Here is a 10,388-nt window from a genome sequence, read left to right as displayed (position 1 = left end):
TATATAAATATTATCAGGAAACAGAAAGGATTAAAAAGGATGACAGGAATAGAAGTGGCACTGTATATATTCAAAAATGGAATAGATAATGATATAATTGGTTTAACAGACCAGGGAGTGATCAATATCATGAAAAAGAAGTTAGAAAAGTTTAATGAAGAAGCCAAGTTAAGAGACATGTATTATAAAAGAGATTTAAACAGGGCAGCAAATGAATCAGAAAAGCAGGAAATATATGAAAAAGGAAAAATCGAAGGAAAAGCTGAAGGAAGGATTGAAGGAAGGGTTGAAGGTGAATTAAAAAATACTATTAATTTTATTGAAGTAAGATATGGAATAAGGGATGAAGAATGGATATCATCGCTAAATGAAAAGCAATTAAAAGCTATCAAAAAAATAATTTTTGAAGAAGACGATTATGAAAAGTTTAAACAACAAATAGAAAAGATACATGAATAATAAATTATATTGGAACTAACTAAACCGATCACTAATAAAAAGCGATGAAGGAGAAATCAAAAATTATCACTTCGCTTTTTTATTAGTAAAACTTCCAAAGTTGAATCCAAATTTAATGAATTTATTAATGCTTCATAATAAAATCCCTTTATTTTGCCATAATTATTTTAACTATTTATACTTGACTCTCTATTAATAAAACGATTACCATTATATTATCAAAACATGAAAAAAGACAATTAAATTGATATCTTGAATCTAAAATTAAACTAGATATCTTTCTAAATAGTATTAATCCTTTAATCAATGAGGTTACAATTATTCATAGTTATTCCAAACAGTTTAATACAACAATATATTAGAAAACAATAAAAATATAAAAAATATTTTACAAAATTTTAACTATGAATGCTAATACAACTATTTTTTCATTAAAAAATAAAAAATGGAGAATTCTATGGAAAAGCTATATCAAAATATGTTACAAACAATCCGCAATCATCCCTTATTAAAAAAATTAATTATCTATTCTTCTAAATACATTCCCCTTATTACCTTTATTATCTATCCAACTGTTTTAATTTATCTGTTTATAACTAAAAACAATTTATTACTATCTACAATTATTAAACCTTCGCTATCTTTCATAACTGTAACCATTTTTAGAAAAATAATTAATCGTAAACGCCCATATGAAAAAATGAATATTAAACCCTTATTAAGCCATAAATCTGGTGAATCATTTCCTAGCAGACATACTGTTAGCGCTTTTTCAATTGCTCTTGCTTGCTTAAAAATAAATATATTATTAGGTAATATAATGTTAATATTAGCTATCCTTGTTAGTTTATCTAGAATATTATGTGGTGTCCACTATATAAGTGATGTAATAAGTGCAATTATAATTGCTTTTTTTATAGCTTTTATATAGTTAAATAAGTTACAATAATAATATATGGAGGAATTTTATGGAAAATAATTTAACTATTTGGCACGAACTACATGATACAACTAAAGCATGGAATGATTTAAAACCATGGGAATATTTTAAATGTAATGATTGGATTAAAATAGATTTTGAAAATGAAGAAACCATTTATTGTACTATCATGGGATATGATAATAAATGTATTGGTCTTTCTATCTATTTAGGAGATAAAGGATATGAGGATCTCTGTTCAATTACAACAAAGCCAATTGATGATACTGTAACAACATACATGATGTATGATCAAACTTGTTTAACCTTTTATATGGGGAATCGTGAAGAAGTACCACCGAAACAAAAAAAACTTATTAAAGATTTAGGTCTTAAATATCGTGGACGTGGTAATTGGCCATATTTTTTATCGTATAAAAAAAGATTTAGCCCATATCATATTAATGATAATCAGGCGTTTACTATTATTAGAGTAATGAAAAAATTGATGGAAATTACAAATCTTTATATCAATAATAAGATTGATGTTAAATTTGATGAAAATGAAATTATTCATGCTTATCAAAAAAAGGATAATTGGTCCTATGAACCATTATGTTTACCAACACCAGTTGATAAATTTTGTGCTATCGAAATAGCAGATAAAAGCATACTTGAACAGGCAAGTTTAGCTCCTAATAATCATCGTAGGCTTATTATTGATTTAGTATATATGAAATTTTCTATAACTGAAAACGATTTTGATCGCCCTATTAATCCTTTGATGTTTATTGTTTTGGATGAAGAAACTCAAATGATCATGGCTACCCATTTTTTAAGTCCAGACGATGATGAAATTGGTTTAGTATTATCTTTTTTAATTGAATACATTTTAAAAGAAGGAAAACCTGATTGCCTTTTCATTCGTAATCCTGCTGTTTGGGCTGCTATAGTTGACGTTTGTAAAGAGTGTGATATTGAATTGATCACAACCCCATTACAAATGATTGATTATATTATCAGTGATATGTGTCATTCTTTTATTGATAGATAATAAAAAAACATAAAACTAAAATTATTCAAATAATTAGTGGAGCTATAGTAGGATTTTATTTAAGAATATTTATATCCATGAATATTCCTGCAAACTCATTAATACCTTTTTTCATCATTTTCTTTATAACCACTTTAATTACTTATCCCTTAACAGTTATTATTCACGAAAGTGGACATTTGATATTAGGATTACTAAGTGGTTATAAATTTATCTCCTTTCGTATCAATAATAAAATAATAATTAAACAAAATAATTCTTTTCAAATAAAAACATATTCTTTATTAGAAACTGCAGGACAATGTTTATTAAAACCACCACCCTATAATCAGCATTTTCCTTATTTTCTATATAATATAGGTGGAGGACTATTTAATCTTATTTTTGCATTTATTTCATTTGGTCTATTTATAATTTTTAAAGATAATTTCGTTATTAAAATAACATTAAGTACCTTTGCTTTAATAAATTTATTTACTGGCTGTTTAAATTTACTTCCTTTAAAACTTGATGTCCCTAACGATGGTTATAATATCTTAATGATGTTCAAAGAAAAAGATTCACGATTTGGGTTTTATAGCCAAATGACTATTTATGATTTAATGATAAACGGTATTAAACTTCAAGATATGGATGAAACACTATTTCAATTACCTGATAACTGCAACCTTAATAACCCTTTGAATCAATCAATTATTATTAATAAAACAGCTCGTTTACATGAACAATTAAAATTCAATGAAGCTAAAATTTTAATTGACCAGCTTAATCAACAATGTACATTATTTCCCCTTTTTAAAAATGAACTTGATTGTGAATATTTATTCTATCTGATTATGGAAAATCTCCGAAATCCTGAAATCAAAAAATTATATCAAAAATTAGAAAAATACATTAAAATGACTATTAAAACATCATTAGAGCGACAAAGACAACTTTATGCCTATGAACTTTTAGTTAATGATAATCCTATCCAGGCTAATCATTACTTAGATAAATTTAATATTTTATCTAAAAACTATCCTATTGATGTAACTATAGAATCCGAAAAAGAAATCTTTAACTTAATTTTAAAACAAAGTAAAAACTAGCTTAAAATCAAGCTAGTTTATTTATTATCCTAAATTAAATTGACTATTATACAAATTATAATAATACCCCTGTTTATCTAATAACTCCTGATGTGTACCTTGTTCTAAGATTCTACCTTTATCCATAAACAAAATAATATCAGCATTTTTTATCGTAGATAAACGATGAGCAACAATGAAAGTTGTTCGTCCTTCCATCATTATATCAAATGCCTCTTGTATCTGTAACTCAGTTCTAGTATCAATTGAACTAGTAGCTTCATCAAGAATTAACATTGGTGGCTTTGTCAACATAATTCGGGCTATACAAATTAATTGTTTTTGTCCTTGAGAAAGATTTCCACCATCTTCTTCAATCATTGTTTCATAACCATCAGGTAATTTCATAATAAATTTATGAACCCTTGCTTTTTTAGCCGCTGCTATTATTTCTTCATCATCTGCATCACTTTTACCATATGCAATATTTTCCTTAATAGTTCCTTTAAAAATCCATGATTCTTGTAAAACCATACCATACAATTTACGAAGATAATCTCGATCCATCTTTAAAGTATCAACATCATCAATAGTAATTACTCCGTTATTTTGATCATAGAAACGCATTAATAAATTTATTAATGTTGTTTTACCACAACCCGTTTTTCCTACAATTGCAACAGTTTGTCCTGATTTAACTTTAAGATTTAAATCTTTAATTAAAGAAACATTTGGTTCATAACTGAAGCATACATCTTTTAAAGTAACTTTTCCTTGGATATCATTAACTATTTGTGGATTTACTACAAAAGATTCATTTTGTTCATCTAAAAGATTAAAAACTCTTTGACTAGCTGCTAAAGCAGTCTGCATCTCTGTCATAACTGAAGATATCTCATTAAATGGCTTTGTATATTGATTAGCATAAGTTAAAAAACTAGATAATAAACCTACTGTAAAGTGCCCATTTAAAACACTAATTGCTCCAAAAACACCAACAGCTCCATAAACTAAACTATTTACAATTCTAGTTGTTGGATTTATTAAAGCCCCATAAAACTGTGATTTAACTCCACTTACGTGCATTCGCTGATTAATTTCTTGAAATCTTTTTTCATTTGTCTTCTCATAATTAAAAGCTTTAATAAGACGTTGATTACCAATCATCTCTTCAATATACCCATTCATTTCTCCTCTAATTTCTAATTGTTCTTTAAAATATACATGTGTCCTTTTAACAATAATTGAAGCAACCAATAAAGATAATGGTGTTAAAACAATTACAACTATAGCAATCGACAAATTAATTAAACACATGATTATAATAGTTCCAATAATTGTTACCACTCCAGTAAACAAGCTTGTAAAACTCTGCAATAACCCATTTCCAATTAAATCAATATCATTAATTACACGTCCAATTATATCCCCATGAGGATGACTATCTATATATTTTAAAGGTAACAAATGAAGTTTCTCAAAAACTTTATCACGTAAATCATTAGTAATACTATATGTAATCTTATTTGTAAATTGACCCAAAAGCCATTGAACTAATACACAAACAACTATCACACCAACAATAATCATCAACTGTACTATCAATGCATTAAAATCAACCTGATTAATCCCTATCAATGAATCAATCGCTCTACCAAATAATACTGGTGTTAATAATGTTAAACAAACACTAAAAAACGATAAAACAAAGATAACTATAATAATAAGCTGATATGGTTTACAATAAGTCAAAAGTCTTTTAATTATTTTTCTATTCATGACTATCACCATCCTTACTATGTTGAGATGCATAAATTTCCTGATATATTTGACAGTCTTTCATTAATTGTTCATGTTTATCAAAACCTACTATTTCTCCATGATACAAAACAATTATTTTATCAGCTTGTTCTATTGAGGATGTTCGCTGTGAAATAATAATTTTTGTTATATCTAATTTTTTTAATTCTTGGCGTAACTGATAATCTGTTCCATAATCTAAGGCACTAGAACTATCATCTAAAATCAATATTTGTGGTTTTTTAACTAATGCCCTTGCAATTGTCAATCGCTGCTTTTGACCTCCAGATAAATTTTTTCCCCCTTGTTCAATAATTGTATCTAATCCAGCTATTTTATCTTCAACTAATTCTTTTCCTTGGGCTATCTTTAAAGCATTCATTAATTCTTCATCACTAGCTTGTTGATTACCTAGTTGAATATTTTCTCTTATTGTTCCTGAAATTAAAGAGGCATATTGAGGTACAAAACCAATATCTTCCCTTAAACTATGTAAATCATACTCTTTAATTGGTTGATCATTAATCAATATTTCGCCACTAACAGTATCATAAAAACGATTAATCAAATTAACTAAAGAACTTTTTCCTGCACCTGTTCCCCCAATAATACCTATTGTTTCACCTTTTTTTATAATAAAACTTAAATTATGTAAAATATTTTTTTGATTATAAGCAAAGTTAACATTTCTAAATTCAATACAATTCTCACTACTATGCCATGTTTCTATCTTACCTAAATCTTTAACTTTAGGTTCAGTTTCTAATACTTTAAAAATTCTTGTATAACTAGCTCCAGCTTTATTATAAATTGATAAAACATTAGCAAAAACAATCAACGCTAATAATATTGAATTCATATAATTTACTAAAGCAATTATTTCTCCTTGAGATAGACCACCTACATTTACTTCCCTTCCACCAAAATAAATAATTAAAACAATTGCAATATTAACAATCAAGTAAGTAAACGGATTTAATAAGGCTTGAATTCTCCCTACCTTAACTTGAATATCTTTTTGCTCTTTAGTTTGACTCTTAAATTTATTTATCTCTTTATTTTGTGAAGCAAAAGCACGAATAACCCTGATTCCATTTAAATTCTCTCTAACAATTAAACTAATTCGATCTAATTTTTTTTGAATATTATTAAAATAAGGCATTGAAACTACAGTTATTGCTAACATAATCACTGCTAAAATAACTGCACCAATAATAAAAATTGATGCTAATGGTCCACTAATAAAAAAAGCTAAAACCAATGAACCAATCATAATAAATGGTGCTCTTGAGGTTAATCTAATTGTCATTGCTATCGCTAATTGAATTTGTACAACATCATTAACTAATCTTGTTACTAAAGTTGGTGCACTTAATTTATCAAGATTACGATGATCATAACGATTAATTTGATGATACATATCCTCACGTAATTTTGTACCAACACCTTGTGATGTTACAGATGCATAATATTGACAAACTAAAGCGAATAAATATCCAGCTATCGCTAAACCAACTAAAGTTAAACCTTTCATTAAAATATAATTTTTATCATTAGTTTTAATTCCAATGTCTATAATATCTGCCATTACTAAAGGTACCATTAATTCTAATGCAGCTTCAGCAATTTTAAAAACAAAACCAATTATCGCAGAAAAACGGTACTCTTTTATATATTTTAACAATTTCATTATTTAACCCCCAAATCTAGGATTTATTATACCCTATATCCTAATAAATTAAAATTAACTATATTAATATTTTGTACCACTTTATATATCAAAACTATATGCAAACATAGATATAACGCCCAAACTTTACATACTCAGTTTTCTTTCTTAAACAACTATCGATAATTAAGAAACCAGCCTGATTAATTTCTTTACTCATATTCTCAAAAGTAACCATAATCATCTTATCACAGATTTTTCGTGACGATTGGATTATTTGGCATTGTTCTTGATATGTTATCGGGGTATAAAGATTATAAGGGATATCCATAATTGCTACATCATAATGTTTTTGTAAATCATGAATACTTACTTTATTTATCAAATATTCATCATATCCAAAATATTTTAAGTTCTTTCTAGCTAGCCATGATATTTCTCGGGAAATATCAAATCCTTCAATATCTAATCCTAAGGCTAAACCTTCAAGGACTACTGTTCCCATTCCACAACATGGATCTACTATTCTAATCTTTTCATTATCACCAGCTGCTATATTTATAAGTGTTCTTGCCAATCTAATATCTAAAGAATTGGAAAAAGTATGGGGCTTTTTATCATGTTTTTTCCATGAAGGTACCCCATGATGATAATATCCACATATCCATTTATCAGCTAATTTAGTTATTGCAATAACATGCTTAGGCTTAGACATATTGACACTACCTTCTATTGCCCAAGAAATATCTTTACATTTTTGTAAAGTTTCTTGATACTCTACATGCGTAATTTCATTTTTCAAATAAATCACTTTAAAATCTACATAATTTTTATGTAACTTATCAACCTTAGAAATTAAATTATCAAAATCTTTATCAATCTGCCAAATATCTATTTTAGCTTTTATAAAAACACTTCTATCAACACTATAATCTTTATTAGTTAAATAACATTTACTTACATATTTATCTTTAAATAATGCTTTAAACTCTAACGCACATAAATCTCTATCTTCTGGAGGATAATTAAAAACATACAAAAACTTTTTCATCAATAACTCCTTATTTGTATCTATTTTATATTTATGCTATAGTAACGGTACTTGGAGGTCAATCATGCAATTTATTCATTCATTAAAAAAACATTTTTCTAAAGAACAGTTAATGATTATTCTTACTGCTCTTAGCTTATCAACCCCATTTTATATATGTGTACCTTTTTTATTACTTGAAACATTATACTTATTGTACACTAAAAAAATAATTAATGCTTTTAAAACTACACCAAAATCAAAATATTTAATTATCTTTATGATTTTGACATTAGTTATATCTTTAATTTATCGAAATTGGATTGGAGCTGGTTGTGTAGTTTTAATTTTTATCTTTGTTTCATTAATGCTTTATTATCGTAAATATATTAATGAAGAAGTATTCGAATTAATTTTAGATATGTTAATTGCTTTATCAATTTTATGGGCTATTTATGGTCTATATGAACAATTACAAATTTTAAATCGACTTGGATATGATCATTTTACTTTAAAAGTATTTAGTCGTCGAGAAAATCGTTTGAATTCTGTTTTCTTTAATGCTAATTATTATGCGATGATGATTGAATTTATTATTATGATGATTGGTTATAAAATATTTGGTACTAAAGAGTTAAAAAAACAAGTATATTATTTTATTACTGCTTGTATTAATTTCTTCCTATTATATATGACTGGTTGTCGTACTGCTTTTATTGCTACAGCTGTAGCAATGTTAGTATTTCTTATAATTAACAAAAATTATTGGATTTGTAGTTTAATTGGTATGGCTTGTATTGTTATTGGCATCTTTTTTATCATTCACCCTGAACAATTTCCAAGAATTGAAAAACTAGTTGACAACTTTACTGTTAGAACAAAAATTTGGCATGCTGCAATCGAGGGAATCAAAGCTCACCCACTATTTGGGCAAGGCCCAATGACTTATATGATGATATTTAAACAATATGCTGGTCATAATACTCAACACGCTCATAGTATTTACCTTGATCCAATTTTATCATTTGGTGTAATTGGTGTAACTACACTTATTCCATATATACTAGATAATTGTAAACGACTATTTAAAGTATATAAACAAAAGATAAATCTTCGTTATGTTGCACTAGTAATTTCATGTATTGTTGTTATATTATTACACGGGACTCTTGATTATACTATTTTCTGGGTTCATACTGGAATGCTATTTTTAATGATTGCTTCATCATTTGAAATGTTCAAACATAATTAAAAGCTGCAATGAGTAAGTCCTCTTACTCTTGCAGTCTTTCTTTTATTTAAAATATATGATAAAATTTATTCATATATGGAGAGGGGAATTAAAATGGTTTCTATTGGGGTAATAGATAATGAACTAAAATATTACACAAAAATATATAATATTTTAGTTAACGAATTTAGTAATACTCGTATTCAGTTGTATAATTCTATACATGAAATTAATCATAATTTGGACTTTTTATTACTGAATATTGATATGTTAAATGAGGATATTACTAATTTTTTAAATAATAATCATCATTTAAAAATTATTTTTTTAACAAATCATATCTTAAAAATTAAAGATGCACTTGGACCTAATATATATGGATGTATATTAAAAAAAGATCTTGAAAAAGAATTAGTAAAAAAAGTAACAGAATTGATTAAAATAATAAATAATGAGTCTTTTATTACATTTAAAATAAGGGGTATAGATATAAATGTTAAAATAAATAGTATAATTTATTGTCAATATATTGGAAACCATATTGTTTCAATAATATATGGAAATAAAATGATAAATATTAATAATACTTCTTTAAAGAAAATAACGGAAATGCTTGATGAGCGTTTTATCAAAATAAACTATGACACAGTTATAAATGGAGATAAAATTAATAATTTTGAAGATAATTATTTATATTTAAATAGTATTAATTGTAAATTTGAAGTAAGTGTTAGAAAAAGAAAATTAGTAAAAAAATATTTTTATGAAAATTATTAAACAACAAACACTAAAGTAGGTTTTTTTAACAAAAAAGGGGTAACCAAATAATTTAGGGGGAAAGCCAAATTATTTGGGGGTCAACTTTAGTGGTGCTAAAAAAAGTCTGTTGAAATTTAGGGGACACTTTAGGGGGCAACCTAAAATTGATGAATAAATAAGTTCAATAGGGAACAATCAAAAATGGTTGTTCCCCTTTATTTCGTCTAGATACTTTTATATTTTATTTTTTAAATTTATAAACTTCTTTTTTGGATTTTGGAGTAGAGAGAATGGATTCGTTTTTTCTGTTGGCCCAAATCAATCTGCTACGTGCATATTCAAAATTATCTAATCCTCTGGAATTTCTTTTGAAATCTTTAGGAGTTCTATTATAACC

The 10,388-nt window shown here is 26.3% G+C and carries 9 protein-coding genes; 6 read left to right on the top strand and 3 right to left on the bottom strand.

Annotated elements, in window-relative coordinates:
• The first annotated feature begins 39 nt into the window (after positions 1-39).
• The 4 genes from BMW96_RS10140 to BMW96_RS10125 all read left to right on the top strand — a co-directional run bounded on the left by BMW96_RS10140 (position 40) and on the right by BMW96_RS10125 (position 3,523).
• Entirely contained in the window at positions 40-459 is a 420-nt protein-coding gene (locus tag BMW96_RS10140) for an RpnC/YadD family protein (RefSeq protein ID WP_100555374.1), read from the top strand.
• A 457-nt stretch (positions 460-916) separates the two neighbouring features.
• Positions 917-1,390: a phosphatase PAP2 family protein gene (locus BMW96_RS10135; RefSeq protein ID WP_092355289.1), complete on the top strand. Its 474-nt coding sequence runs from the start codon at positions 917-919 to the stop codon at positions 1,388-1,390.
• Between the two features lie 37 nt (positions 1,391-1,427).
• A complete protein-coding gene (locus BMW96_RS10130) occupies positions 1,428-2,432 on the top strand; it encodes a DUF7309 domain-containing protein (protein WP_092355286.1) in 1,005 nt (334 codons plus the stop codon).
• A 179-nt stretch (positions 2,433-2,611) separates the two neighbouring features.
• Positions 2,612-3,523, top strand: a complete 912-nt coding sequence (locus BMW96_RS10125; protein ID WP_092355283.1) for a zinc metalloprotease — start codon at positions 2,612-2,614, stop codon at positions 3,521-3,523.
• 24 nt (positions 3,524-3,547) lie between these two features.
• Here BMW96_RS10125 and BMW96_RS10120 read toward each other — a convergent pair whose 3' ends face one another.
• The 3 genes from BMW96_RS10120 to BMW96_RS10110 all read right to left on the bottom strand — a co-directional run bounded on the left by BMW96_RS10120 (position 3,548) and on the right by BMW96_RS10110 (position 8,022).
• Positions 3,548-5,281 carry an ABC transporter ATP-binding protein gene (locus tag BMW96_RS10120; RefSeq protein WP_092355280.1) on the bottom strand — a complete coding sequence of 578 codons (1,734 nt, stop codon included), beginning with the start codon at positions 5,279-5,281 and terminating at the stop codon, positions 3,548-3,550.
• On the bottom strand, positions 5,274-6,992 hold the full coding sequence (locus BMW96_RS10115; RefSeq protein WP_092355277.1) for an ABC transporter ATP-binding protein: 1,719 nt from the start codon (positions 6,990-6,992) through the stop codon (positions 5,274-5,276). Before BMW96_RS10115 ends, BMW96_RS10120 begins: the two co-directional genes overlap by 8 nt.
• 94 nt (positions 6,993-7,086) lie before the next feature.
• On the bottom strand, positions 7,087-8,022 hold the full coding sequence (locus tag BMW96_RS10110; RefSeq protein WP_092355274.1) for a TRM11 family SAM-dependent methyltransferase: 936 nt from the start codon (positions 8,020-8,022) through the stop codon (positions 7,087-7,089).
• A gap of 64 nt (positions 8,023-8,086) precedes the next feature.
• On the opposite strand from BMW96_RS10110, the gene BMW96_RS10105 reads away from it, so the two are divergent.
• Both BMW96_RS10105 and BMW96_RS10100 read left to right on the top strand, forming a co-directional pair.
• Entirely contained in the window at positions 8,087-9,253 is a 1,167-nt protein-coding gene (locus BMW96_RS10105; RefSeq protein WP_092355271.1) for an O-antigen ligase family protein, read from the top strand.
• Between the two features lie 93 nt (positions 9,254-9,346).
• Positions 9,347-10,009 (top strand): two-component system response regulator, encoded by a 663-nt coding sequence (locus BMW96_RS10100; RefSeq protein WP_092355267.1) that lies wholly within the window; start codon positions 9,347-9,349, stop codon positions 10,007-10,009.
• Positions 10,010-10,388: the final 379 nt, after the last annotated feature.

The organism is Thomasclavelia cocleata (assembly GCF_900102365.1).
Taxonomy (GTDB): domain Bacteria; phylum Bacillota_I; class Bacilli_A; order Erysipelotrichales; family Coprobacillaceae; genus Thomasclavelia; species Thomasclavelia cocleata.
The sequence above is the reverse complement of the archived record's forward strand: the minus strand, read 5'-3'. Positions and strand labels throughout refer to the sequence as shown.

Coding starts and splice junctions, on each gene's coding strand:
- BMW96_RS10105 (WP_092355271.1), top strand. CDS start 8,087: ATGCAATTTATTCATTCATTAAAAAAACATTTTTCTAAAGAACAGTTA.
- BMW96_RS10100 (WP_092355267.1), top strand. CDS start 9,347: ATGGTTTCTATTGGGGTAATAGATAATGAACTAAAATATTACACAAAA.
- BMW96_RS10110 (WP_092355274.1), bottom strand. CDS start 8,022: ATGAAAAAGTTTTTGTATGTTTTTAATTATCCTCCAGAAGATAGAGAT.
- BMW96_RS10115 (WP_092355277.1), bottom strand. CDS start 6,992: ATGAAATTGTTAAAATATATAAAAGAGTACCGTTTTTCTGCGATAATT.
- BMW96_RS10120 (WP_092355280.1), bottom strand. CDS start 5,281: ATGAATAGAAAAATAATTAAAAGACTTTTGACTTATTGTAAACCATAT.
- BMW96_RS10135 (WP_092355289.1), top strand. CDS start 917: ATGGAAAAGCTATATCAAAATATGTTACAAACAATCCGCAATCATCCC.
- BMW96_RS10140 (WP_100555374.1), top strand. CDS start 40: ATGACAGGAATAGAAGTGGCACTGTATATATTCAAAAATGGAATAGAT.
- BMW96_RS10130 (WP_092355286.1), top strand. CDS start 1,428: ATGGAAAATAATTTAACTATTTGGCACGAACTACATGATACAACTAAA.